Consider the following 23,646-nt stretch of genomic DNA (forward strand, 5'->3'; position numbering starts at 1 on the left):
TTCAGTTTGCTTGCTTCCTGCTTTCGTCCAAACAGAAATGCCCCTCTGTTCACTAGCTTACTGTAGAGCTTGGGAAAGATCTATTTCGATGCTCTTTATATATAATTTTTCGAATTTAATATTGATTTATTTTAGCAAACCTACTTCAACTTTTCCGGCACACCTGCGTTAAGCGCCCCAACTGTGCTCAACCTGGGACAGGAACCTAGTTGATTTTCTGCGCTTTTACTTTCGCTTTACCTATATGATTACATTCATCTACCAATTTGGGAATAGTACTTCCCGGCGGCTGGGAGCATTGTTGCTTTTCCTCCTGTTGGCGGCTCCCGCCTGGGCTGGTTCCGGCTTCTATAAGAACTTCGTGGTCCTCAACTCCGGCCAGGGTAATGTGTATTATGACACGGAACTGACTGACACTGGCAACCCCAATTTTGGGGGTAGCCTCGGGTCGTTTGACCGTACTACCGGCCAACTGCTGCTTAATGGCGCGGAAGCCAACACGTTTGAGAATAACGGCGACGATATTCAGGCTACCCGCCTCTACTACCGCCTCTACCGCCAGGGCACGGCGGCAGCCGGCTTTCAGTCGATTGAGCTGGGCTTCCGGGCCCGGGGCGTAGATGGCAACCCCACCAACGAAAAGTGGGATGTACTCACTGCTAACCTCGATTTGTTGGCCCGCACCAATGGCAATGGCACCTATATTCTGGAGGTGTACTTTGAGGGCAGCGGCGTGAACAACGGCAATGGCTACCAGGTATACGACAGCCGGGGAGGGCAAAATTACCGCGCCACCTTCACAGTAACCGGGGCTACGCCCGCTACCACCACCTGGACGGGTAGCCAGGGCACCAACTGGTTTAACGACAACAACTGGACGGCCGGCGTACCCACGGCCCTAACCGACGCCCTGATTCCGGTAGGCCCCATCAATTTTCCGGATATTACCGCTGGCATCGCACAAACCCGCAACCTCACCGTAGCCGGCACCGACCCTACCAACCGCGCCGTGCTGCGCCTGACGGAGGGCGAGCTACAGGTATTTGGTAATTTCTCCAACCCAGCCTCAGGCTATGAGCAGAGCGGCGGCTTTTTTGTACTTGCTCGCACCGGCGACCAGCAGTTTGATGGCGACGTATTTTTTAACGTCCGCGTTGAGGGTGGTGGTGTGAAAACGCTGACCAACACGGCCAGCATTGTGGGGCGGCTTACGTTTGTCAGCGGTATTCTGCAAACCTCCGTCAACGACCCGAACGTTTTCAATATCAACCTGTTTGCCAACGCCCGCATTGAGAACGAAACGGAAAGCAGCTTCTTGCTGGGCGTGGTGCAAACCAACCGACTGGTGACGCTGGGCGTAGCTCAGGACTTTGGCAACATAGGCTTCACGCTGACCACCACCGGCCGCGCCGCCGGCCAGACCCTAGCTTCCCGCCTTACGGGCCTTACTTTTTCGGGAGCCGGTAGCAGCCAAAGTGTGCAGCGCCAGTTCAACCTCGTGCCCGATGTGAACGGAGGGCTGAATGCTACCATCGTCTTCCGCTACCTCGACCGTGAGCTAAACGGCATTCCGGAGGCAGATCTGGTACTGTTCCAGTCGCAGAACAGCGGGGCTACCTGGGGGTTTGTGGGCAAAGACGGGCAGGATCAGAATGCCAATGACATAACCAAAGCAGGAGTGGATCGGCTGAGTTTCTTCACGCTGGGCGACCGGAACAACCCTTTGCCCGTTACGCTCACCAGCTTTGAAGCGCAGCGCCAGGGTTCCGACGCGCTGCTGCGCTGGGCCACCGCCCAGGAACTCAACAATGCCGGCTTTGAGGTACAGGTATCTACCAACGGCCAGGTGTTCCGCACGCTGGCAACCGTACCCGCTGCTTCGGCCAACTCCCAGCAGGCCCGCACCTATCAGTACACCGACCGGGAAACCGGCAAAAGTGGCCTGCGCTACTACCGCCTGCGTCAGCTCGACCTCAATGGCCAGGCCACCTTATATGGCCCGCGCACGGTAGCTTTCGGCGTGGCCGCGCGCACCGTGTACCCCAACCCGTTCAGCTACAGCCTACGAGCCCCGATACAGTCGGCCGTGGCGGGCACCGTAACCACCAGCCTGCTTGATGGCCTCGGCCGGGAAGTGTACCGCGCCACCACGCAGGTGGAAGTTGGAGCCGCCGAAATTGCGCTGGATGCCCTGGACCGGCTACCTGCCGGAACCTACTTCCTCCACCTCACCCTGCCCGATGGCTCTCAGCAGCGCGAAAAACTGCTGAAGCGTTAATCAATACTTTCATTCAGGCTCCCATGAGAAAAGCCTTACCGAACTAGAGTTCGGTGGGGCTTTTGCGTTGAAGGCTGCTCGAAAAGTTGATAGTCTTTATAATTCGCCTGTCATGCTGAGCGAAGCCGAAGCATCTCTACTTCTGGCTAACTTAATCTTACAAACGAAGCGGTAGAGATGCTCCAGCTTCGCTCAGCATGACGGTCTGTTTTGATTTGCTTATTCAACCACAGGGGCGGCCTTATTCCGTTTCCTCGTCGGGCAGAATCTGGACGTCTTGCACCAGCACCATTTTCTCGATTTCGCGGCCCCGAGTAGTGTTGGCCAGGCCACCGAGGGCGGTTTCCTTGTAGCGGGTTTCCATGCTCTGGCCCACTTCGCCGAGGGCGGCCACGCACTGGTCCACGGGAATTACGGGGTCGACGCCGGCAATGGCAATTTGGGCGGAGCTGAAGGCAATGGCCGAGGCTGAGGCGTTGCGCACCACGCAGGGTACTTCCACCAGGCCCGCCACCGGGTCGCAGACGAGGCCCAGCATGCACTGAATGGTAATCGCCACGGCCGCAAACGTTTCCTCCACCGAGCCGCCCAGACAGTAGACAATAGCCCCCGCCCCCATGGCCGCCGCTGAGCCGGTTTCGGCCTGGCAGCCGCCCACGGCCCCAGCCAACGAAGCGTTCTGCTCAATAATGAGGGCCACGCCCGCCGCTACCAGCAGCCCTTCCAAAATGGCCCGGTCTTCCAGCTTGTGAATATCCTGGAGCGTAACCAGCACGCCCGGCAGAATGCCCGAGGCTCCGGCCGTGGGCGCGGCTACCACCCGGCCCATGCACGAATTCACTTCCTTAGCTCCCAACGCCCGGGTTACCAGATTTTTGAACTCCGGCGAAAGCACCGTAACGGGTGAGGCGGCAATTTTCTTGGCCCCATTATTTACCATGCCCGAGCGGGAGGTCATGTTCTGGGTAAGGCCGGTGTGCACGGCGTCACGCATTACATCGTAGGCCCGCTGCAGGCCCGTCCAGATCTGCTCCTCGGTGCGGCCTTTCTGCTCAATTTCGTAGGCGAGTACGGGCTGATAAAGCGGTTCGCCGGTGCTGGCACAGTGGGCCTGCCAACTGGCAAAATCAGTGAAAAGCAAGGACATGGTGGGTGGAAAATGGGGTGGGAAAGCAGCAGTAACACGGACCGTTTCCGGCAAGTTGCGGAAGCGGGCTACGAAAGTCGGCAGAAATTTGGCAGTTCTGGTAGCGGCCCTCAAACAAATACCCCGGCGCCTGGCGCCGGGGTATTTGTGAACTCACTAAGGATGGTAGGCTACTACGCCTCCTGCCGCTCACTCACCAGCTTCACCGAGGCCGAGTTGATGCACAGGCGTAGGCCGGAGGGTGGGGGCCCGTCGGGGAAAACGTGCCCCTGGTGGGCGTCGCACACATTGCAGAGCACTTCCACGCGGGTCATGCCGTAGCTGGTGTCCTTTTTGTAGCGGATGGCGTTTTCCTTCACGGGCTGGGTGAAGCTGGGCCAGCCCGTACCGGACTCGAACTTGGTGCGGGAATCGTAGAGCGGAGTGCCGCAGCATACGCAGGCGTACAGGCCCGCCTCGTGGGCTTCGCAGTACTCGCCAGTAAAGGCCCGCTCCGTGCCGTGTTCCCGCGTAACGTGGTACTGCTCGGGAGTGAGCTGGGCGCGCCATTCGGCGTCGGTTTTTTCTACTCGTTTATCGGGGGCCGGGCCGCCGTGGTTGGCCAGCCGGATTACATCATTCCAGGTTTGCATGGTTGTCGAGGATAAGGTCAGCAATTCAACTACTGTGCAAACGCGGGGGCTGGGCCGGAAGTTTTCCACTGTTGCGTTAGGGAGGCACCCTACAACTCTTCCAGCGTATTTCCTCGCACCGACCAGCGCTGCCATTCCTGCCGCGCAAAACGCAGAAAAGCCGGCGGAGCTTTCCTGAAGTCTTTCTCGTTTTCGTAGCGCCCACCAAACAGTTCGTAATGCTCTTCCAGCCGCGCCGCGCTAATAGTATCCAGACAGCAGGCATTGGCGGGCCGGCGCTCTGAGGCCGGAATTGAATCGTACTGCACCACGGTATAGCCGCGCAACGCGTATTTGGCCTTGCCCTCGTGCAGAATGAGCTTAAGCGTAGCCGGGCTCACGTCGCTGGTGCAGGTAAGCGAATAGAGTAGCGTCGTTTCCGTGAGCCCGTCGGCATCCAGGTCGGTTACGGAGGTAGCACCCGGCACAGGTCCCAGCCCCAGATCGAATGGGCAGCCCGCCACTCCATCCTGCAAGTGCCACAGCTCCTGCCACTGGCGCTGGCCGGCCCGCTGCACATACTGGCGGGCGTACATATCGACCGACTGCGCTTCTTCCGGCCCGTCGGGTTGGGGCGGGTCGTCGCGGACGGGCGTGCGAGTGAGTACCAGCAGGTTTAATCCATTCTGATCAGTCCACTGCTTCAGTTCCAGCACCCGGCCCGGTTGGCGGGGCACTCCGGCCGGCAGCTGATTGAGCGGCAGATCCTGCACGCGGACTACGTTGTCGGCATCAACGGGAATAGCGGCCGCAGGTGCTGTGGCCGGAACAGCGGGAGCCGTCGTGGTTTCGGGCGAGGAACGTTGTTCGGAGCAGGCTGCCAGCAAGGGCAGCGTCGCCAGCCAGAGAATAGCGCGCATGATGTATCTGATAAACCAGGTTCCAAGTATAGGCAGAATATGAAGCTCCTCTCCGCCGCCCAAACCCGCACCCTCGACCAAGCCACCATCAAAGCGCAGGGCATTACCTCCCTGGAGCTAATGGAGCGCGCGGCCACGGCGTTGCTTGACTGGCTACTCACGCAGCTGCGCCCGGCCTACGCGACGCCGTTTCACCTATTCTGTGGCCCCGGCAATAATGGCGGCGACGGGCTGGCCCTGGCGCGCCTGCTCCACGAGGCGGGCTACACCCCCACCGTGTGGCTGCTGCCCGCCGGAAAATACTCGGCTGATTTTCTGGCTAACCTCCAACGGCTGCCTGCTGACGTTGCCTGTGATGAGCTAAAGTCAGCCCGGTTCCCGGAGCTGCCAGCCGACGCGGTACTGGTTGATGCCTTATTTGGCACCGGACTTAGTCGGCCGCTCACGGGCGTAGTGGCCGAGGTAGTAGCGCACCTGAACCAGAGCCCGGCCCTCCGGGTTGCGGTGGATATGCCCTCGGGCCTGCTTACCGACGCACCCCAGCCGCCCGCCAGCCCAGTTGTGCAGGCGCACTACACGCTATGCTTTGAGTTGCCCAAGCTCGCCTTCCTGCTGCCTGGCAATGCGGAGTATGTGGGGGAATGGCAAGTTCTCCCGATTGGGTTGGAACAGGCAGTTATCCACAAAATGCCTGTGGATAACTATTTTATTGAGGATAACTTTATGCGGGGCCGGCTACCGAAGCGCCCGAGGTTCAGCCACAAAGGTACATTTGGCCACGCGTTGCTCTTGGCTGGCAGCCAAGGTAAAATTGGGGCGGCGGTATTAGCCGCTAGTGCCTGTCTGCGTGGTGGGGTGGGGCTCCTGACGGTGCAAGTGCCGCGGGTGGGGTACGCTATTATGCAAACTGCCGTACCCGAAGCCATGTGCCTGACTGACCCAGCACCGGATTTCCTCACCGAACTGCCCGATCTGAAGTCCTACGCTGCCGTGGGCATCGGGCCGGGTTTGGGCCAAACAGATGCCAGCCGGGAGGTGCTACGCCAGCTGTTGCAAGCCGCCCGGGTGCCGCTAGTGCTGGATGCCGACGCGCTGAACCTGCTGGGGGCCAACCGGGAGCTACTGGATTTGCTGCCGCCCGATACGCTGCTTACCCCCCACCCCAAGGAGTTTGAGCGGCTGGTAGGCGAGCCCGCCCGGGACGATTACCACCGTCTGGAGCAGCTTCGGGCCTTTACGCGGCACTACCATTGCTACTGCGTGCTGAAAGGCGCTTACTCGGCTTTGGCTACGCCCGATGGCCAGGTGTACTTTAACAGCACCGGCAACCCCGGCATGGCCACCGGCGGCAGCGGCGACGTGCTGACCGGCTTGCTCCTGGCCCTGCGCGCCGACAAACGCCTCTCGCCCCTCCATGCGGCCTTACTTGGCCTCTACGCCCACGGCCGGGCCGGCGACCTGGTCGCCCGGCAAACCGGGGAGGCGGGCCTCGTGGCTGGTGATATTGTGCACTCTATTGGGCCGGCGCTGCAGGAGCTGACCGATGCGAACCTCACCCCCTAGCCCCCTCTCCTCGAGGAGAGGGGGACAGGGGGTGAGGTCGGCTACCGGGTTTTCGATACCGAGAATGGTGCGGCCTGCAACGTGTTGCCCCGGCTACGGTTGGGCTGCGAAGTCATATCAAAATCTAAGGTGGCACCCTGCATCAGGGCCTCATGGCTCAGCCAGTTTTGCGGGTAGTCCTGCCCGTTGATTTTCAACCCGTTGATGTAACGGTTGGCGGCGCTGTTGTTGGGCGCGTTTAGGACTACCTGCTTGCCGTTTTCCAGGGTCAACGTTACTTTAGGGAAGAGGGGGGCGCCCAGCACGTACTGGTTGGTGGCGGGACACACCGGGTAGAAGCCCAGGGCCGAAAATACGTACCAGGCCGAGGTCTGGCCGTTGTCCTCGTCGCCGCAGTAGCCGTCGGGGGTGGGCTGGTAGAGGCGGTTGAGGGTTTCGCGCACCCAGTACTGCGTTTTCCAGGGCTGACCGGCGTAGTTGTACAGGTAGGTCATGTGCTGGATGGGCTGGTTGCCGTGGGCGTAGTTGCCCATGCCCGCAATCTGCATTTCCCGAATTTCGTGGATGACGGAGCCGTAGTAGGAAGCATCGAACACCGGAGCCAGGGTAAACACGGTATCCAGCGCGGCCACAAACTGCTTAGGGCCGCCCATCAGGTTCATCAGGCCCTGCACATCATGAAATACCGACCAGGTGTAGTGCCAGCTGTTGCCCTCCGTAAAAGCGTCGCCCCACTTGAACGGGTTGAAGGGCGACTGGAACGTACCGTTCTGGTTTTTGCCCCGCATCAGCCCGGTTTGCTTGTCGAAGAGGTTGCGGTAGTTCTGACTGCGCTTTTCGTAGAGCTGCACTTCCTTTTTGGGCCGGCCCAAGGCTTTGCCTAGTTGGGCAATGGCGAAGTCATCGTAAGCGTACTCCAGGGTACGGGCCGCACTTTCGTTGATTTTGACATCGTAGGGCACGTAGCCGAGCTTGGTGTAGTAGCCCGCGCCGGCCCGGCCCACGGCTTCCATTGGGCCCTGGTTGTTGGCCCCTTTCAAGGCGGCTTCGTACAGGGCATTAACGTCATAGCCCCGCACCCCTTTCAGGTAGGCATCGGCCACAATGGAGGCCGAGTTGTTGCCCACCATGATGTTGCGGTAGCCGGGGCTGGCCCACTCCGGCAGCCAGCCACCTTCCTTGTAGGTATTCACCAGCCCTTCCTGAATCTGGCTGTTTACGCTGGGGTACAGCAGATTGAGAAAGGGAAATAGCGCCCGGAACGTGTCCCAGAAACCCGTATCGGTGTACATATAACCGGGCAGCACCTGCCCGTTGTAGGGCGAGTAGTGCACCGCCTTACCCGCGGCATCCAGCTCGTAAAACTTGCGCGGAAATAACAGGCTGCGGTACAGGCAGGAATAAAACGTGCGCTGTTGGGCCTCCGAGCCGCCTCCTACCTTGATGCGGCCTAGCTGCTGCGCCCAGGCCGCGTGGCCTTTCTGCTTCACGGCCTCAAAATCTGCCGCCCCAATTTCCTGCTCCAGGTTGCGCAGGGCCTGCTCCGGACTGATAAACGACGAGGCCACCCGTACCTGCACCTGCTCACCCTTACGGGTTTTGAAGCCCACTACCGCGCCAGTGTGGCCTCCAGTAGCTTCCAGCAGCTTGCCATCCAGCACCTTATCCTGGTAGATGGTGCTACTGCTGAACGAGTGGTCGAACTCCAGCACGAAGTAATTCTTGAAATTGGCCGGCACTCCCCCGCTGTTGCGGGTGGTATAGCCAATGATGCGGCGCTGCTGGGGCAAAATCTGGACGTGGGAGCCTTTGTCGAGGGCGTCCAGCACCACGTAGGCACTGTCGGTTTGGGGGAAGGTGAAGCGGAAACGGGCGGCCCGCTCGGTGGGGGTTAGCTCGGCGGTTACGTCGTGGTCGGCCAGGTATACCTTGTAGTAGTGGGGCTGGGCTACCTCCGCTTTGTGCGAAAACCAGCTGGCTCGCTCCTCCTCCTCAAACCGCAGCTTGCCGGTGATGGGCATGAGGGCAAACTGCCCGTAGTCGTTCATCCAGGGCGAGGGCTGGTGGGTTTGCTTGAAGCCCTTGAGCTTGTCGGCGGAGTATTGGTAGGCCCAGCCGCTTCCCATTTTGCCGGTTTGGGGCAGCCAAAAGTTCATGCCCCAGGGTAGCGCAATGGCCGGATACGTGTTGCCGTTGGAGAGACTGGGCTTGGAATCGGTGCCCATCAAGGGGTTTACCAACTCTACCGGGTCGGGCGTTTGGCCTTGGGCCATTCCCACTACCAGACAGCTCAGCAGGGCCATACCAGCCCATAACAGTTTCAGCATAATGCACCTAAGTTCCGGGGCCTGTACCGCACAGGCCGGGCAAGAATAGTCGTTTTTGGGCAGGAACCCGCACGTTTTCAGCGAAACCCTACCGCCTGCCCCCGCGTGGCCCACCATACGGCCAGAAATTGCAGCACCATTACACCATCCGTCAGCAGGGCAAAGTAGTAGTCGGGGCGCCTTTCCTCCGCAAACCAAATAACCAGCGCTGCCGCCACTATGGGTAAAAACAACGCTACCCCCTGGCCTGCCGGGGTACCGGGTGGTACCAGCGCCGCCGCTATGGCCAAGGCACCCAGCGCTATGTATTTGGTAGTCCTGATACCGAAAATGCCCGGAAACGTACGGGTGCCGGTAGCCTGGTCCTTGGTATGGTCCCGAATGTCAAACACGAAGGCCAGCGCCAGAATAAACAGGAAGCGCCGCAGAAACAACAGCCACACCACTGGCTCCATTAGCTCCCGGCCCAAGTACAACGCCGGCACCCACACCGTTACGCCAGCCCAGACGTAGGCAATCAGAAAGACCTTCAGCAACGGTAAATCCCGCAGGGCCCACCAGCGGCCCTGCCGCTTCAGCAAGGGCATGGAGTACAGCACCGAAATCAGGCCCAGGTGCAACAGAAACGGGGTGAGGCGCAGCAACCGCGCATCCAGCAGAAATAGCGCCCCCGCCACCAACCCGGCTACCAGGGCTACTACCAGCAACGTGCGCCGATGCCGCTGCATCCACTGTTTGCGCTTGGATAGGCCGGGGTGCTGGCCTTGCTTATAGGGCAGCACACTGTCGAGGTTGTAGAGGAAGAGCGTGGCCGAAAAAATCAGCCCACCCAACCGCGCCGGAATGTGTACCTGCCAGAACAGAAACGTGGCCCACATCAGCCCCAGCGCAGCCCCCGCCAGCCAGGTGCTGCTGTACAGCACGGCATCAAGGCAGCGGCGAAGCAGGTGAAACAAGGTAGACACGGGCAGACGGGTTGAGTGAGCAAGATACCACTGAACCCTGCCACTCCGCCCTACTTGCCCGTGTCGCCGTGCGCTGCATCCACCGGCTTGGACTCCGGGGAGCCGTGCTGCCGCAGGAATATCGACAGTCCGACAATAGAGACGATGGAGAGAAACTCGCTCTGCCAATTCTGGAGCGACTCAAACCAGAACCGGTTGGTAGCCATGTACTCCAGAGTGGTTACGGCCGGTTTACCATGCTGCCGCTGCTCGATGCTGTACACCTCGGCCCCACCTTGAGCATGCAGCCACACAGAGCCGAAAAATAGCAGAAAGAAAGCAATACTGAGGGAACGGCGGTACAGGGCTAACTGCCAGCCCCCACACTTTACAGGGCCCGGAGCGTCCTCTTTGCCGGGGTCGGGCTCCTTGTCTACTTCTTCCTGCTCATAGAGCTTCTTGGACTCGGAGGAGCCGCGCTGTCGCAGCCAGACGGTGAGCACCACATAAAGGCCCATTTGCAGAAACTCACTTTCCCAGTTCTCGAAAGTTGCCTCCAGGAAATGCCCGGAGCGGGCGTACTGCCCTACGCTCAAGGCAGCCAGCCCCAAGTCTTCCAGCTCAGAATTGTACTCGTGCCAGCCGGTAAAAAACTGCCCCACTAACGTACCTATTACCAGGGACGTGCCCAGCAGCAGCAGGCTATTTTCGTAGAGGAACCGAAGAAAGCGGGATGTTGGCGGATGGTTGGGCATGGGCTCCTCATACGCAAAGCCCCCGGCGGAAAGATGCTACGGTTGAGCCGGAAAATGCAGCTCTTAAACGCAACAGCCCCCGGCGTCAGGAATGACGACCGGGGGCTGCACGGTGTGTAGAAGGAAGTAGGGTGGATTAGCTCAGGGCCTCCTTTACGTCCTCTTCATCTTTGGGGTTGCCCTTGGGGAAAGTTTTTTCGTACAGCTGAATGCTGTCTTCGATGATGCGGTAAGCATCTTCCCGGCCCATAAAACGCTCTACGGTTACTTGCTTGTGCTCCAGGGCTTTGTAATCCTCAAAGAAGCGCTGCATTTCCAGCAGAGTGTGGGGGGGAAGGTCGGCAATATCGTTGTAGTGGTTCACCGATACGTCGTTGGCGGCCACGGCAATGATTTTGTCGTCTTCCTCGTCCTGGTCAATCATCTGCATCACCCCAATCACCTTGGCATCCACCAGGCACATGGGCACGATATCCACCGAGCACAGCACCAGAATGTCGAGCGGATCTTTATCGTCGCAGTACGTTTTCGGGATAAAGCCGTAGGCGGCCGGATAATGCACCGCTGAGAACAGCACACGGTCCAGCTTCAGCAGGCCGCTGTCCTTGTCCAGCTCATATTTGCCCTTCGAGCCTTTGGGAATTTCAATGATGCCGTTAACGATTTTGGGAGCGTCTTCGCCACGCTCTACGTCGTGCCAGGGGTTAAAGTGAGCCATTAATGGGTATTGGTTTTTGGTTGTTCGTTGTTCGTTTTTGGCTTCTGATCTTTAGTTATTCGCTTTAGCTACCTGTTCTCGGATGTCGGCATGTATAGTCAGACAAGCGGCTGAAACAAAAAACCGAAAACGAATAACCAAAAACCAGTTACCAGCCCAGCACTTCCGGCAGCGGTTGGCCGGTGCAGCCATCAGGTTCCTGAATATGGAGCCAGCGGGCAATGGTGGGTGCAATATCGGTAATCTTTGCCGGAGCTGAAGACTGTCCGTGCTTTACGTGCCATCCCCAGAACACTACTGGTACGTGGGTGTCATAATTGCCCGAGGAGCCGTGGGTAGTACCCTTGTTGATGGGAAACTGGTACGACTCCAGCCAGCCCGGCTCCAGCACTACCAGCACGTCGCCGCTGCGCTTGGGGAAGTAGCCGTTTTCCAGGTACATCAGCATCCCGCTTTCCCAGTGCGACTTCTGCACATCCTCGGCGGCCAGGGCCCGCGTTACGCCCGCAAAGCTGAGCATAATGCCCGCCACCTCGCGCTGCACTTGATAGAGGTCCAGCTTCTTCTCGGCAAGCAGGGGGCGGTTCAGGTACACCTGCTGGTTTTCGTAGCTGAGCACCCATTTGCCAGGGCCGTGCAGCTGCTGTAGCTTGCGCTGCACCGAGTCGCGCATGAGGCCCGGCCCCACCGAGCCGGCCGGTATTTTCTTGTCAATCAGGAAATTGGGCGAGTGGGCCGCGCCGTGGTCAGCACTCAGGAATACCAGCGCCTGCTTGCGGCCCACGGCTTTGTCGAGGTAGCTGAACAGCCGTTCCAAGTCCCGGTCAAGGCGCAAATACGTATCCTCGGCCTCAATGGAGTTCGGCCCAAACTGGTGGCCGACATAGTCGGTGCTGCTGAAGCTCAGGGCCAGGAAATCAGTCTGGCCGCGCTGGCCCAGCTGCTCGGCCCGCATGGCTTCCAGGGCAAAGTCCAGGGTGAGCGAGTTGCCAAAGGGAGTGGAGCGGATCAGGTCGAGGTTGCGGGCGGTGGCTACGGGCGCTTTTTCGCCGGCGGCCTCCATGTTGCCTTTCACGGCCCGGGTGGGCGCGGCGCTCAGGGCGGGCAAATCGTGGGGGAATACCGGCTTGGCTTCACCCTTGAAGGCGCCCTCCCACGCTACATCATCCGGGGAGCTTTCGGTGTACTGCGCAATGGGCAGCAGCGTGTTCCAGGGCTGATCCAGGTACTTGGCGGCTCGGTTCTCGGCGTTGAACTTCGTAGCCCACTCGGGCAGCTGCTGGGCGTAAAAGGTGCTGGTAATAAAGGCACCATTGGCCCCATCGTACCAATACGCGGCATTGGCCGCGTGCCCGGCTGGCAGAATGGAGCCCCGGTCTTTGATGCACACTCCAATCACCTTGCTCTGGAAATTAGTAGCCAGCCGCAGCTCGTCGGTGATGGTAGTGGTGAGCATGTGGCGCGGCGACTGTTGGCCGGCGGCCGCTGTGCCGCCTACGGCCTGCACGGTATTATCCTCCGTTACGTAGGTGCCCCGGCCCTGCTCCCGCTCCAGCCAATTGTTGCCGATAATGCCGTGCACCGAGGGCGTGGTGCCGGTGTAAATGCTGGCGTGGCCCGGGCCGGTGTAAGTGGGCACGTAGTTATAGTGGGCGTTTTCGTAGCTGAACCCCTCGCCCAGCAGGCGGCGAAAGCCGCCGCGGCCGTACTTGTTCCAGTAGCGGTAGAGGTAATCGTAGCGCATCTGGTCCACCACAATGCCCACCACCAGTTTGGGGCGCTCAAGGGGTTTGCCGGCTTTCTGGGCAAAGGCCGGAACCGCCAGGGTAGCGGCCAGCAGTAGGCTCAAGGGTGTTTTCAAGGCGGAAAGAAAGTATGAAGCAGCACCTTTAGGCCCTGCTGGGTTCGGAACTGCAAAGATAGCCCTGCCTCGCCGGAGTTGCGTACTACGCTGGGAGCTTCTGCCACGTATACCACCACTTACATGCCTACTGTTCAGCCTTACGCCCTCATTTTCGACATGGATGGCGTGCTCATCAATAACACCTCCGAGCAAGCCAAAGCCTTCCAATTGCTATTCCGCGACCTGGGCCTGACCACTAACGCCCGCAAACTGTTGCGCCGCCTCAATGGTATGCCGGCCACCAACATTCTCAAGACTGTTTTCACCAACCCCGTTCCCGAAAAACAACTCAAAGAGTACGCCGCCCAGCGGGAGTTTCTGTACCGGGTGCTGTACTGGAACAAGCGGCGGGAAGTGCCTGGCCTCACCCGGTTTCTGCAGGCCGCCCGCGCGGCCGGTTTCCGCATTGGCCTAGGCACTGGCTCCGCTACCGATACCATTGAGTACATCATCGACCACCTAGACCTGCGCCAGTATTTCGACGTAATAGTGGGCAAGGACGACGTGGATAAAGGCAAGCCCCACGCCGAAACCTACACCGTTACCGCCCGCCGACTGGGTATTCCGCCCGAGCGGTGCGTAGTAGTTGAAGATGCCATTTTGGGCGAGCAAGCGGCTTACCGCGCCGGCATGCATTGCATCGGGGTTACCACTAATCTCAAAGTCGCCGATTTCCAGGCCCCGCTCCTCACCATCCCCGATTTCACCCAACTTACGCCGCAGCGGATTCTGGAGTTGCTGAACCAAAATCCGAAACTACCCCAGCCCAGCCGGGAGCTTGCCAAACGGCAGTACGCTCAGCTGTAATGCGCGCAACAGCAAAACGGCCCGCCTCCTTCCGGAAGCGGGCCGTTTGTTTTTTGATTCAGGCGAAACCTTAGCGGCTGGCAGCCAACGCTTCAGCACCACCCACGATTTCGAGAATCTCGGTGGTAATGGCCGCCTGGCGGGTCCGGTTGTAGGTCAGCTTGAGCGACTTGAGCAGCTCACCGGCATTTTCGGTAGCTTTTTCCATAGCCGTCATGCGGGCGCCATGCTCCGAGGCGTTGCTTTCCAGCACCGCCTTGTACAGCTGCACCTTCAACGACTGCGGAATCAGGGTACGCACGATTTCCTCCTTCGAGGGCTCGAAGATGTAATCGACGTTCGAGGTAGCCGAAGATCCGGCGGGCAGTTCAGCAGGCAGCAGCGGCAGCAACTGCTCGGTCCGAACAATCTGGGTAGCCACGTTTTTGAACTCGTTGTACACCATCACCACCTCATCGTACTGGCCTTCCCGGAAACCGTCCATGGCTTGCTCGGCCGCTTCGCGCACCGTATCGAACGAGAGCTTGCCGAACACGTGCGTGTAGTTGCCCACCAGCGCACCGCGTCGGCCGAAGAAGTCGTGTGCCTTCTTGCCGATGGCCATATAGGCTACGTTGCCGGCGGCAGCCTGCGTTGCGTAGCGTTCCTGCACCACGGCATTCACGCCCTTAAACACGTTGCTGTTGAAGGCACCAGCCAAGCCCCGGTCGGAGGTAACGGCAATAATCAGTACCCGGCGTACCTCGCGCTGCTCCGCGTACTCGCTTACCACATCCTCGCCGGCCAGCGCCGTAAGGTTGCCCAGAATGCTGTTGAGCCGCTGGGCATAGGGGCGCATGCGCAGGATGTTATCCTGAGCCCGACGCAGCTTGGCGGCCGCCACCATTTTCATGGCTTTGGTAATCTGCTGCGTGCTCTGCACCGACGTAATGCGGCTCCGAACTTCTTTTAAGCTAGCCATATTATTAAGGATTAAGGATTAGGGATGAAGGATTAAGGATTAAGCAGCTTGTCCATCTATTGAACAGCTCCTTTATCCTTAATCCTTTCATCCTTTATCCTGGAGCTATTTACCGGCGTACACCGACGACAGGTCCTTGGCCACCTGACGGATAGCGCCGGTGGTGGTGTCGTCCAGTTTGCCAGCCTTCAGGCCTTGCAGCACCTCGGGGTGGCGGGTGTTCATCACCTGCGTGAACTCACGCTCGAACTCGCGCACCTTGTTCACTGGCACTTGGTCCAGCAAACCGTTGGTAGCGGCGTAGATGATGGCCACTTGATCCTCCACCTTCTGGGGCGAGAACTGGGGCTGCTTCAGGATTTCCAGGTTACGACGGCCCCGCTCGATGGTGAGCTTGGTCGAGGCATCTAGGTCGGAGCCGAATTTGGCAAAGGCCTCCAGCTCGCGGAACTGCGCCTGGTCAAGCTTCAGCGTACCGGCTACCTTCTTCATCGACTTGATCTGGGCGTTACCACCTACGCGCGATACCGAGATACCTACGTTAATGGCGGGACGCACACCCGAGTTGAAGAGGTTGGTTTCGAGGAAGATCTGGCCGTCCGTAATCGAAATTACGTTGGTCGGAATGTACGCCGAAACGTCACCAGCCTGGGTTTCGATGATGGGCAGAGCCGTCAGCGAACCACCACCTTTCACCAAGTGCTTGATGCTGGCGGGCAGGTCGTTCATGTCCTGGGCAATGGCGTCCGAAGCGTTGATCTTCGCGGCGCGCTCCAGCAGGCGGCTGTGCAGGTAGAATACGTCACCGGGGTACGCCTCACGTCCGGGAGGACGACGCAGCAGCAGCGACACTTCGCGGTACGCTACGGCCTGCTTGGAGAGGTCATCGTATACTACCAGAGCCGGACGGCCGGTGTCACGGAAGAACTCGCCGATGGCAGCACCGGTGAAGGGAGCAAAGAACTGCATGGGAGCCGGATCCGAAGCCGATGCCGACACTACTACGGTGTAGTCCATCGCACCGCCTTTGGTCAGGGCGTTTACTACCTGCGCCACGGTCGAAGCTTTCTGGCCCACGGCTACGTAGATGCAGAAAACCGGCTCACCACGCTCGAAGAATTCGCGCTGGTTCAGGATGGCGTCAAGGGCTACCGTCGACTTACCCGTCTGACGGTCACCGATGATCAGCTCACGCTGGCCCCGGCCGATTGGAATCATGGCGTCAATAGCCTTGATACCCGTCTGCATGGGTTCGTTTACCGGCTGACGGTAAATTACACCGGGAGCTTTACGCTCCAGGGGCATATCATAGGTGTCGCCCTGGATAGGGCCACGGCCGTCGATGGGCTGGCCCAGCGTGTTTACCACGCGGCCAATGATGCCTTCACCTACTTTAATGGATGCAATTTTATTGGTACGGCGCACCGTAGCACCTTCCCGGATTTCAGAGTAGTCACCGAGCATTACGGCACCTACGTTATCTTCTTCCAGGTTTAGCACCAGGGCCTGCAGGCCGTTTTCAAATTCGAGCAACTCCCCCGACTGGGCTTTGCCCAGACCGTAGATACGGGCTACACCGTCACCAACCTGCAGAACCGTACCTACCTCTTCGAGTTCGGCTTCGGTTTTGAAGTTGGAGAGTTGTTCCCGCAGAATGGCGGATACTTCATCCGGACGTACTTCTGCCATGGTGGGTTATACTAAAGAGTGGTAGGGGTTCTTTGAGAATTCGGTGCGCAGCTTGCGCAACCGGTAGCTTACCGAGTCATCAATCAGCTTGTCGCCGATGCGCAGTACGAAGCCGCCAATCAGCGCCGGATCAACTTTCTCGGTCAGGGTAACATCCTGCTGGCCGGTTTGCTGGCGCACCAGCTGAACGACTTGCAGGCGGGTAGGCGCATCCAGCGGAGCCGCCGTGGTTACCTCGGCTAGCTGCATGCCGCGCAGTTGGTTGTACTGGCGCTGAAACTCGGTGCCAATAAACTCCAGTGCGCTTTCACGGTTCTTCTGCGTGATAATGGTGAAGAACTTGCTTGTGATATCCGATACCTTGCCGGTGAACACCGCGTTCAGGATGGCTAGTTTTTTATCGTGCTTCACAATAGGGTTGCGCAGCAACAAGCGCAGCTCACGGTTCTCGTCCAGCACTTTCGTGAACAAGTCCATGTCCTGCTTTACCTGCTCCAGCGTCCCGCGCTCCTCCGCCAAATCCAGCAACGACTTCGCGTAACGGGAGGCAACTCGTAGTTCAGACATTGATTTCAGTATTGAGTAGTTGGTAGTGCGTATTGAGTTGGCGGTTATCCGGCAAGGCGAATCTCACTACTCAATACTCGATACTCACTACTAATTCAATTTCACTTCTTGCAGATACGAGTCCACGAGTTGCTGCTGGGCGGGCTGGTCGGCCAGCTCGCGGCGCAGGATGCGCTCAGCAATATCAATGGAAAGCTTGGCGGCGGTGTTCTTCACCTCGGCCAGAGCAGAGTTTTTCTCGTTCTGAATGGCTTCGCGGGCTTGCAGGATCATGCGGCTGCCTTCTTCGGTTGCCTTGTTTTTGGCCTGCTCAATGAGCTGGTTCGAAACGTCGGTGGCTTCCTTCAGAATACGGTCACGCTCCATGCGGGCTTCAGCCAGCAGCTTTTCGTTGCCGGCTTTCAGCTCCTGCATCTCCAGCTTGGCCTGGTCGGCCATGCGCAGAGCGCCTTCGATGGAGCTTTCCCGCTCTTTCAGCGAGGCCAGGATGGGCTTCCAGGCAAATGCACGCAACAGCAACAGAACGATGCCGAAGATGAAGATTTGCCAGAAAATAAGGCCTAATTCGGGCGTTACAATTGACATCTGGAAAACTAGTAGGTAGTGTGAGTGATAGGTGCCGGTAACTGCTACAATTCGGACGTTAGTTCCGCCGCTTACCGGCGCAGTCCGGTACCAGAAAAGCCAAGACAGCCCGCTACGCCGTGCGCTGAAGCGACGCGCGCAGCGGGCTGCTCTTGTACTATCTCAAACCCTACAGGTTGAACGAAATCAGCAGGCAGACTACTACTGCGAACAGCGCCAGACCTTCAATCAGGGCGGCTACGATCAGCATGGCAGTTTGGATTTTGCCCGAAGCCTCAGGCTGACGACCGATGGCCTCCATAGCCTGACCACCAATACGGCCGATACCCAGACCGGCGCCCAGAGCAACCAGACCGGCACCGATAGCGGCACCAAATACAGCCAGACCAACGGAGTTAGCGAGTTGCAGCAACAGAGAAAGAAGCATAAAAAAATGGTTTGTGGGGAGTGAAAAACAAAAAAATCAAGGGGGTGGTGAAAGCTTAGTGCGCGTGGGCCGGCTCCGCGCCGTCGCCACCGCCCATCTGGTAGTCGGCGTCGTGGTGCTCTTCTACTGCGCCGCCAATGTACATGGCCGTCAGCAGCGTGAAGATATAGGCCTGCAGAATGGCTACCATCAGTTCCAGCACGTTAATAAACAGGCCGAAAGCAACCGAAACCGGACTTACGTAAATGCTTTGGAAAATGAAGATGAGCGAGATGAAGCTCAACGTTACAATGTGGCCGGCCGTGATGTTGGCGAACAAACGCACCATCAGGGAGAAAGGCTTTACCACGATGCCGATTAGCTCCACCGGAATCATGATGGGCAGCAGGGCCTTGGGTACGCCGGGCGTAGCAAAGATGTGGTGCCAGTAGTTCTTGTTGGAGCTGAACAGGGTGATGAGCAGGGTCAGCACGGCCAAGGTCAGCGTAACGGCAATGTTACCGGTGAGGTTGGCACCGCCGGGCATCAGGCCCAACAGGTTGTTGAACCAGATAAAGAAGAACACCGTGAGCAGGTAGGGCATGTACCGCTCGTACTTCGGGCCGATGGATTTCTTGGCTACCTCGTCGCGGATAAACACGATGATGGGCTCGAAAAAGGACTGGATGCCTTTGGGGGCACCGCTGCCGCGCTTCACGTAGCCGCGGGCTACGGCCGAGAATACGATGAGCAGCAGTGCTGCGCTCAACAGCAGGGAGGCTACGTTTTTGGTGATGGAGAAGTCGTATACCTTGCTACCATCTTCCGACACCAAGTGCTCGTGCTCGAGCTTCATGCCGTTGTACACTTTGCCTTCGGCCAGCTGCGAGGAGGAGAATACGCTCAGGCCGTGGGCCGGGCGGTAGGCAATTACGGGCAGCGGCAAGGTGAAATGCGTACCGTGCTCTTCATTGCCCAGGGTGGCAAAGTGCCACTCGTGCGAATCACCGATGTGGTGCAGAATCATCTCCCCGGGGCTGAAGGCCTCCTTGTCGGTGGCTTCCGCGGTAGTGGCCGTCGGTTCGTTAGCGTAGACAGAGAACGAGAGGAAGCAGAAGAGTGCTAAAAGTAAGCGCTTCATTCAGAGGGGATTGGGGTGGGGTTCACAAAACCTTCATCTTGGATTTTCACCCGGTTTTGAAAACGGGCGCAAGTTACTCAGAACGCTCCACACTTCAAACCCGGCAAACAGAAAATACAAGAGAAAGAAGCTCCCGAGGAAAGCCCAGCGGCCGCTGCCCTCGTGCCGCCCGCCGGTAAAAAGGTACACCAGCACCAGCGTAAGGGACAAAAGCAACCGTGCAACCATGCTACCCATATAGGCGACCATAAAGTTTTGCGCGTCGCTCTGCACGAGCTTAGCAATGACCCAATAGGTGAGCAACGTCAGCAGAAAGAAGAAGCTGAACGTGTACACCGTAAACGGATGCACAATGCGCGGCCCAAACTGGCTGTACAGGGCATATAGGATAAAGCCCAGTAACAAGGAAAAGCCTATATATGTGCGGAGAAAAGACTTCAATGGCTGTGAGGTTAAGAATGAAAGAACTGCCATTCTATGGATGAGAATAGGAGTCTGGGTACTGTACTGACGGTCAACTTAGATTCTGCCCTACGCCCGTAACAACTTGGAGCATTACTGGTCCTTCGACACGGAACGGATGACGTTATATAAGGCCGCAAACAGGCCCAGCAGCATCAGGCTCAGCGTAAACCACGGCGTTTTGTTCTGGAAGTGCCCATCAAGCCAGTAGCCGGCCCAGGTGCTGAGGCCAATGGTAGCCAGCATTTGGGCCCCGATGCCGGAGTAGCGGGCTACAGAGCGCATCCGGTCGGCGTTGTTTTCTGGATCGGGGCGGGGTGGTTGTGGGGTGGGCGAAGTCATGAGCAGACAAACCAAAGGCGGTAGGAACGACAAAATTACGTGGTAGCGGGTTAGCAACCGGCCCCAGCCCGTACTTGGATTACGGGTAGCCGGGAAACCTGTACTTTTACCTACGCTGCTTCGTTGGGGAAGTGCGCACCGCCGAACGATTTGGACGGAGTGCTGCGTTTTCCGGTCAACATCTTTTCTGTCCTGAGCTTCTCTGCCGCTTTGACAACGACACCTTCTCTGTTTTTACGCGTACTTTCTGCCTCTTCGGCCACTGTGGTGCTGGCAGCTGGCATTGCCGGGTGTGCCTCGGAGCGCCCCTCATTAATTGGGCACGCGTACGATAATGTGGTAGCGCGCGACAACGCGTACTTTCTAGCGCGGGAAAAGCTGCGGGCCACCGAAATCACGCTGAACGCCGCCCGTCTCAACGACTACAACCGCGTCCTGCCCATATTCCCTACCCTGGATGATGCCACTGTGGCCCGCGCCACGGCCGACATGGACGACATTATCAAGAAGGCCTCTCTGCCAGTGCAGCACCGCCCCGGCTCCGACTGGACAGATGACAGCTACCTGCTCATCGGCAAAGCGCGCTACTACAAACGAGAGTTAGAGGACGCGGCCAAGACCTTTAAGTACGTAAATACCACCAGCAAGGACTCCAATACCCGCCATGAAGCCCTGATTTGGCTGATGCGCACGTTTGTGGCCCTGAAGGAGCTGGAAAATGCCGCCGCCGTTTCCGACCTTCTGGATAAGGAGCAGGGCTCGGAGGCCAACGCCCGGGAGCTGTTCCTGACCCGGGCCGACTACTTCCTGCAAGTAGGCGAACCGGCCCGCGCCATCGAGAACCTGGAAAAGGCTATTCCTTACATCGAGCCGAAGAACGAACAGTCGCGCACCCGCTACATTCTGGCGCAGCTGTACCAAAACCAAGGCGACGATAAGCAGGCCTACGCCCAACTCAACCAGATTCTGAAGAAGAATCCACCCTATGAGCTGGACTTCTACAGCAAGCTGATGCTGGGTCAGGTTTCAGACTTGAACCAGAACGATCGGGCACGGCTGGATAAGTACTTCGCCAAGCTGCTGAAGGATACTAAGAACAAGGAGTACCGCGACAAGATCTATTACGAAATGGCGCGGCTGGAATACCGGCAGCAACGCTACCCCGAGGCCTTGGCGCTGCTACAGAAGTCGGCCCGCGTGCCTACCACCAACCGGGCGCAGAAGTCGTACACCTACTTGCTGGACGGCCGCATTTACTACGAAAACCTGCAGAAATACCGTCTGGCGGCAGCGTACTACGACAGCACGGTACAGAACCTGCCCCGGGAAGCCCCCGACTACGCTGCTACGGCTGAGCGGGCCGCTATTCTAAAGGATTTTGCGCAGCAGCTCACCGTCATCGAAACCCAGGACAGCCTGCAAACCCTGGCCCGCCTGGATACCGCCACGCTCCGCACCCGGCTGACGACCTATGCCCAGGCTGAGCTGGACCGGCAACGCAAAGCCGCCGAGGCTTTGGCAGCCCGCCAAGCGGTAGAAGCCCAGCGCGGACAAGCTCAAACTGCCACCGGCCTCAGCAACAGCCGCGACCTGCAGCCCAACGTGAGTGCGGAGGATTTCCTGGCCGGCAACACGGGGGCCAAATGGTACTTCGATAACCCCACGGCCCTGAGTACGGCTCGCAACGACTTTATTCGGCGCTGGGGCGACCGTCCGCTGCAGGACAACTGGCGGACGGTAAACCAGGCCAGCAACTCGGCGGTAACAACCCGTGGGGGCAATGTACCGGTTAGCATTGCCGGCAACAGCAATACCGTTGTGAACGGCACCGAACAGCCCGGCACCTCCCTCGACCCAGCGGTCCAGCTAAATACCCTGATAAGCTCCTACCGCCAAAACCTGCCACTGACGAGTACTCAGCTGCAGCAATCAGACGCGCAGACGGAAGAGGCGCTATATGCGCTGGGTGGCATCTATAACCAGCAACTGAAAGAGCCGGCTCGCGCCGCCGAAACCTACGAGAAGCTACTTACCCGTTACCCGAAAGGCCCGCACACCTCCGAAACACTGTATATCCTGTACCTGCTGTACAAGGAGCAGAACGACACGGGCAAGACCGAAGGTTATGCTGTCCGGCTCCGGGAGTCCTACCCCAACTCATCCTACGCCCGTCTGGTAGCCGACCCCGAATACCTGCGCCGCACGTCGGTGGCTAACGCGCAGGTGGCTATCCTGGTCGATTCAGCCTTTACTTTCTACAAGAAGCAGGAATTCAAAAAATCAGCGGCGGTACTGGCCCGCACCCGCAAACAGTACCCGGAAAACGACCTGAATGATAAGGTTGATTTCTTGAACACGTTGCTGACCATCCGTACGCAGCCGCCCGTGGCCGCTAAAGCGGCGGTGGAGAAGTTCTATAAAGCTTACCCGGAAAGTCCCCTGGCCAACCAGGCCGTGGCTATGATAACCACGTACAAAAAGTACGACGAAGGCCAGATTACCGGCGCGCTGATTTCTACCGATAAGCCCCCGATATCCGTGTTCCGCCCCGGTGAGGTAGAAAACCGGATGCGTATCTATTACCAGGAAAATGAGTCGCCGGTGGTAGCTATGGCACGGTCAAAAGCCTCTACTCCAGCATCTGCTCCGGTTGGTAGTACTCCTGCTCCTACGTCCGTGGCAGGTACCCCACCGGCCCCAACAGCTGTAGTGCCGACCGATAGGGCTCCGGCGGCTACTACTGCCACTCCAAGCCAGCCGGCAGTTACTGAGCCAGTAGCTCCCCCAGCCCCGCCTACCCCTGAGGAAACTGCTAAAGCGGCCCGTATGGCGGCCGCGCAAGCCCGGGCCCGAGGAAAAAAGGTAGCACCCGTGAAGGCCACAGTACCCCCTGCTTCCTCTCCGGCTGTATCCGCTACAGGAACTGCTGCTCAGCCTACTACATCCCCCCCCGTTTCCGCCACGCCTAGCCCAACCCCAGGCTCCACAGCCGTTACGCAGTCGGCTCCGGCAACCGTAGCTCCTCCTACTGCCCCTGCTTCGCCCTTCAAGGCGAACCCAACGGCTTCGCATGCAGTAATTCTGGTATTCGCCAAGGATGCCCCGGCCCTGAAGGATTTGCCGGCCCAACTCGGCGCCTATAACGTACGCTACTTTAAGTCGAGCAGCCTGTTGGTGCGGCAACAGCCATTGAGTGCAACCCAGGAAATGCTACTCGTGGAAACTCTACCCGGAGCTAAACTGGCCCAGAACTATGCGCTAAAGCTGCGCGGGCCCCAGTCGCCGATAAGCAAGCTGCGCGGCGCGGGTTACCAAACGGTGGTAATTAGTATTGACAACCTGCCAGTGCTGCTGCAAATGCAGAATCTGGAGGAGTATCAGCGCTTCTACCAGCAGACCTACCGTTAACTTTGCAGGCAGAAGGCAAAGAGGAAAAGCCCTGGCTTTTGCAGACCGATACGCCTCTTCCGGTGAGAAAGACAGCGGCGGCTTCTTTGACTTTTGACCTTTTACCTTTCTC

At 58.6% G+C, this 23,646-nt stretch carries 20 protein-coding genes; 4 read left to right on the plus strand and 16 right to left on the minus strand.

Translation table 11 applies throughout. The features are described from left to right. The first annotated feature begins 244 nt into the window (after positions 1-244). Complete coding sequence (locus ABIB60_RS18785; RefSeq protein WP_354582018.1) at positions 245-2,278, plus strand: T9SS type A sorting domain-containing protein; 2,034 nt, start codon at positions 245-247, stop codon at positions 2,276-2,278. Between the two features lie 241 nt (positions 2,279-2,519). Here ABIB60_RS18785 and sdaAA read toward each other — a convergent pair whose 3' ends face one another. From sdaAA to ABIB60_RS18800, 3 genes are all read right to left on the minus strand, one after another. After that, positions 2,520-3,425 carry an L-serine ammonia-lyase, iron-sulfur-dependent, subunit alpha gene (gene sdaAA, locus ABIB60_RS18790; protein ID WP_354582019.1) on the minus strand — a complete coding sequence of 302 codons (906 nt, stop codon included), beginning with the start codon at positions 3,423-3,425 and terminating at the stop codon, positions 2,520-2,522. A gap of 173 nt (positions 3,426-3,598) precedes the next feature. Then, positions 3,599-4,057 (minus strand): peptide-methionine (R)-S-oxide reductase MsrB, encoded by a 459-nt coding sequence (msrB, locus tag ABIB60_RS18795; protein ID WP_354582020.1) that lies wholly within the window; start codon positions 4,055-4,057, stop codon positions 3,599-3,601. Positions 4,058-4,146: 89 nt separating this feature from the next. Beyond that, positions 4,147-4,956, minus strand: a complete 810-nt coding sequence (locus ABIB60_RS18800; protein ID WP_354582021.1) for a M949_RS01915 family surface polysaccharide biosynthesis protein — start codon at positions 4,954-4,956, stop codon at positions 4,147-4,149. Between the two features lie 39 nt (positions 4,957-4,995). Here ABIB60_RS18800 and ABIB60_RS18805 point away from each other — a divergent pair, with 39 nt between their 5' ends. Continuing rightward, on the plus strand, positions 4,996-6,519 hold the full coding sequence (locus ABIB60_RS18805) for an NAD(P)H-hydrate dehydratase (RefSeq protein ID WP_354582022.1): 1,524 nt from the start codon (positions 4,996-4,998) through the stop codon (positions 6,517-6,519). A 41-nt stretch (positions 6,520-6,560) separates the two neighbouring features. Here ABIB60_RS18805 and ABIB60_RS18810 read toward each other — a convergent pair whose 3' ends face one another. The 5 genes from ABIB60_RS18810 to pafA form a co-directional block, all read right to left on the minus strand. Beyond that, positions 6,561-8,846 carry a GH92 family glycosyl hydrolase gene (locus ABIB60_RS18810; protein WP_354582023.1) on the minus strand — a complete coding sequence of 762 codons (2,286 nt, stop codon included), beginning with the start codon at positions 8,844-8,846 and terminating at the stop codon, positions 6,561-6,563. 77 nt (positions 8,847-8,923) lie between these two features. Further along, positions 8,924-9,811 carry a UbiA family prenyltransferase gene (locus tag ABIB60_RS18815; protein WP_354582024.1) on the minus strand — a complete coding sequence of 296 codons (888 nt, stop codon included), beginning with the start codon at positions 9,809-9,811 and terminating at the stop codon, positions 8,924-8,926. Positions 9,812-9,861: 50 nt separating this feature from the next. Next, a complete protein-coding gene (locus tag ABIB60_RS18820) occupies positions 9,862-10,545 on the minus strand; it encodes a DUF6766 family protein (RefSeq protein WP_354582025.1) in 684 nt (227 codons plus the stop codon). A gap of 136 nt (positions 10,546-10,681) precedes the next feature. Next, on the minus strand, positions 10,682-11,263 hold the full coding sequence (locus tag ABIB60_RS18825) for an inorganic diphosphatase (RefSeq protein WP_354582026.1): 582 nt from the start codon (positions 11,261-11,263) through the stop codon (positions 10,682-10,684). 148 nt (positions 11,264-11,411) lie between these two features. After that, positions 11,412-13,124 carry an alkaline phosphatase PafA gene (gene pafA, locus ABIB60_RS18830; protein ID WP_354582027.1) on the minus strand — a complete coding sequence of 571 codons (1,713 nt, stop codon included), beginning with the start codon at positions 13,122-13,124 and terminating at the stop codon, positions 11,412-11,414. Positions 13,125-13,247: 123 nt separating this feature from the next. Here pafA and ABIB60_RS18835 point away from each other — a divergent pair, with 123 nt between their 5' ends. Continuing rightward, positions 13,248-13,973 (plus strand): HAD family hydrolase, encoded by a 726-nt coding sequence (locus tag ABIB60_RS18835; protein WP_354582028.1) that lies wholly within the window; start codon positions 13,248-13,250, stop codon positions 13,971-13,973. 70 nt (positions 13,974-14,043) lie between these two features. Here the strand turns inward: ABIB60_RS18835 and atpG are convergent, their stop codons facing one another. The 8 genes from atpG to ABIB60_RS18875 all read right to left on the minus strand — a co-directional run bounded on the left by atpG (position 14,044) and on the right by ABIB60_RS18875 (position 20,126). Continuing rightward, on the minus strand, positions 14,044-14,934 hold the full coding sequence (gene atpG, locus ABIB60_RS18840; protein ID WP_354582029.1) for an ATP synthase F1 subunit gamma: 891 nt from the start codon (positions 14,932-14,934) through the stop codon (positions 14,044-14,046). Positions 14,935-15,039: 105 nt separating this feature from the next. Next, positions 15,040-16,623, minus strand: a complete 1,584-nt coding sequence (gene atpA / locus ABIB60_RS18845; protein WP_354582030.1) for a F0F1 ATP synthase subunit alpha — start codon at positions 16,621-16,623, stop codon at positions 15,040-15,042. Positions 16,624-16,629: 6 nt separating this feature from the next. Further along, positions 16,630-17,190 (minus strand): ATP synthase F1 subunit delta, encoded by a 561-nt coding sequence (gene atpH, locus ABIB60_RS18850; protein WP_354582031.1) that lies wholly within the window; start codon positions 17,188-17,190, stop codon positions 16,630-16,632. Positions 17,191-17,280: 90 nt separating this feature from the next. Further along, complete coding sequence (locus ABIB60_RS18855; protein WP_354582032.1) at positions 17,281-17,775, minus strand: F0F1 ATP synthase subunit B; 495 nt, start codon at positions 17,773-17,775, stop codon at positions 17,281-17,283. Positions 17,776-17,944: 169 nt separating this feature from the next. Further along, positions 17,945-18,202, minus strand: a complete 258-nt coding sequence (gene atpE / locus ABIB60_RS18860) for an ATP synthase F0 subunit C (RefSeq protein ID WP_125432155.1) — start codon at positions 18,200-18,202, stop codon at positions 17,945-17,947. 55 nt (positions 18,203-18,257) lie between these two features. Further along, positions 18,258-19,322, minus strand: a complete 1,065-nt coding sequence (atpB, locus tag ABIB60_RS18865) for a F0F1 ATP synthase subunit A (protein ID WP_354582033.1) — start codon at positions 19,320-19,322, stop codon at positions 18,258-18,260. A 33-nt stretch (positions 19,323-19,355) separates the two neighbouring features. Next, positions 19,356-19,763 carry a hypothetical protein gene (locus tag ABIB60_RS18870; RefSeq protein WP_354582034.1) on the minus strand — a complete coding sequence of 136 codons (408 nt, stop codon included), beginning with the start codon at positions 19,761-19,763 and terminating at the stop codon, positions 19,356-19,358. Between the two features lie 114 nt (positions 19,764-19,877). After that, a complete protein-coding gene (locus ABIB60_RS18875) occupies positions 19,878-20,126 on the minus strand; it encodes an AtpZ/AtpI family protein (RefSeq protein WP_354582035.1) in 249 nt (82 codons plus the stop codon). Between the two features lie 210 nt (positions 20,127-20,336). Between ABIB60_RS18875 and porW the strand changes: the two genes are divergently transcribed. Next, positions 20,337-23,534: a type IX secretion system periplasmic lipoprotein PorW/SprE gene (gene porW, locus ABIB60_RS18880; protein WP_354582036.1), complete on the plus strand. Its 3,198-nt coding sequence runs from the start codon at positions 20,337-20,339 to the stop codon at positions 23,532-23,534. The last annotated feature ends 112 nt before the right edge of the window (positions 23,535-23,646 follow it).

Source organism: Hymenobacter sp. UYP22 (assembly GCF_040547285.1).
Lineage (GTDB): Bacteria > Bacteroidota > Bacteroidia > Cytophagales > Hymenobacteraceae > Hymenobacter.

Coding starts and splice junctions, on each gene's coding strand:
- atpA (WP_354582030.1), bottom strand. CDS start 16,623: ATGGCAGAAGTACGTCCGGATGAAGTATCCGCCATTCTGCGGGAACAA.
- ABIB60_RS18800 (WP_354582021.1), bottom strand. CDS start 4,956: ATGCGCGCTATTCTCTGGCTGGCGACGCTGCCCTTGCTGGCAGCCTGC.
- ABIB60_RS18820 (WP_354582025.1), bottom strand. CDS start 10,545: ATGCCCAACCATCCGCCAACATCCCGCTTTCTTCGGTTCCTCTACGAA.
- ABIB60_RS18875 (WP_354582035.1), bottom strand. CDS start 20,126: ATGACTTCGCCCACCCCACAACCACCCCGCCCCGATCCAGAAAACAAC.
- atpB (WP_354582033.1), bottom strand. CDS start 19,322: ATGAAGCGCTTACTTTTAGCACTCTTCTGCTTCCTCTCGTTCTCTGTC.
- atpH (WP_354582031.1), bottom strand. CDS start 17,190: ATGTCTGAACTACGAGTTGCCTCCCGTTACGCGAAGTCGTTGCTGGAT.
- sdaAA (WP_354582019.1), bottom strand. CDS start 3,425: ATGTCCTTGCTTTTCACTGATTTTGCCAGTTGGCAGGCCCACTGTGCC.
- ABIB60_RS18805 (WP_354582022.1), top strand. CDS start 4,996: ATGAAGCTCCTCTCCGCCGCCCAAACCCGCACCCTCGACCAAGCCACC.
- ABIB60_RS18825 (WP_354582026.1), bottom strand. CDS start 11,263: ATGGCTCACTTTAACCCCTGGCACGACGTAGAGCGTGGCGAAGACGCT.
- ABIB60_RS18810 (WP_354582023.1), bottom strand. CDS start 8,846: ATGCTGAAACTGTTATGGGCTGGTATGGCCCTGCTGAGCTGTCTGGTA.
- atpG (WP_354582029.1), bottom strand. CDS start 14,934: ATGGCTAGCTTAAAAGAAGTTCGGAGCCGCATTACGTCGGTGCAGAGC.
- msrB (WP_354582020.1), bottom strand. CDS start 4,057: ATGCAAACCTGGAATGATGTAATCCGGCTGGCCAACCACGGCGGCCCG.
- ABIB60_RS18785 (WP_354582018.1), top strand. CDS start 245: ATGATTACATTCATCTACCAATTTGGGAATAGTACTTCCCGGCGGCTG.
- ABIB60_RS18835 (WP_354582028.1), top strand. CDS start 13,248: ATGCCTACTGTTCAGCCTTACGCCCTCATTTTCGACATGGATGGCGTG.
- ABIB60_RS18855 (WP_354582032.1), bottom strand. CDS start 17,775: ATGTCAATTGTAACGCCCGAATTAGGCCTTATTTTCTGGCAAATCTTC.
- atpE (WP_125432155.1), bottom strand. CDS start 18,202: ATGCTTCTTTCTCTGTTGCTGCAACTCGCTAACTCCGTTGGTCTGGCT.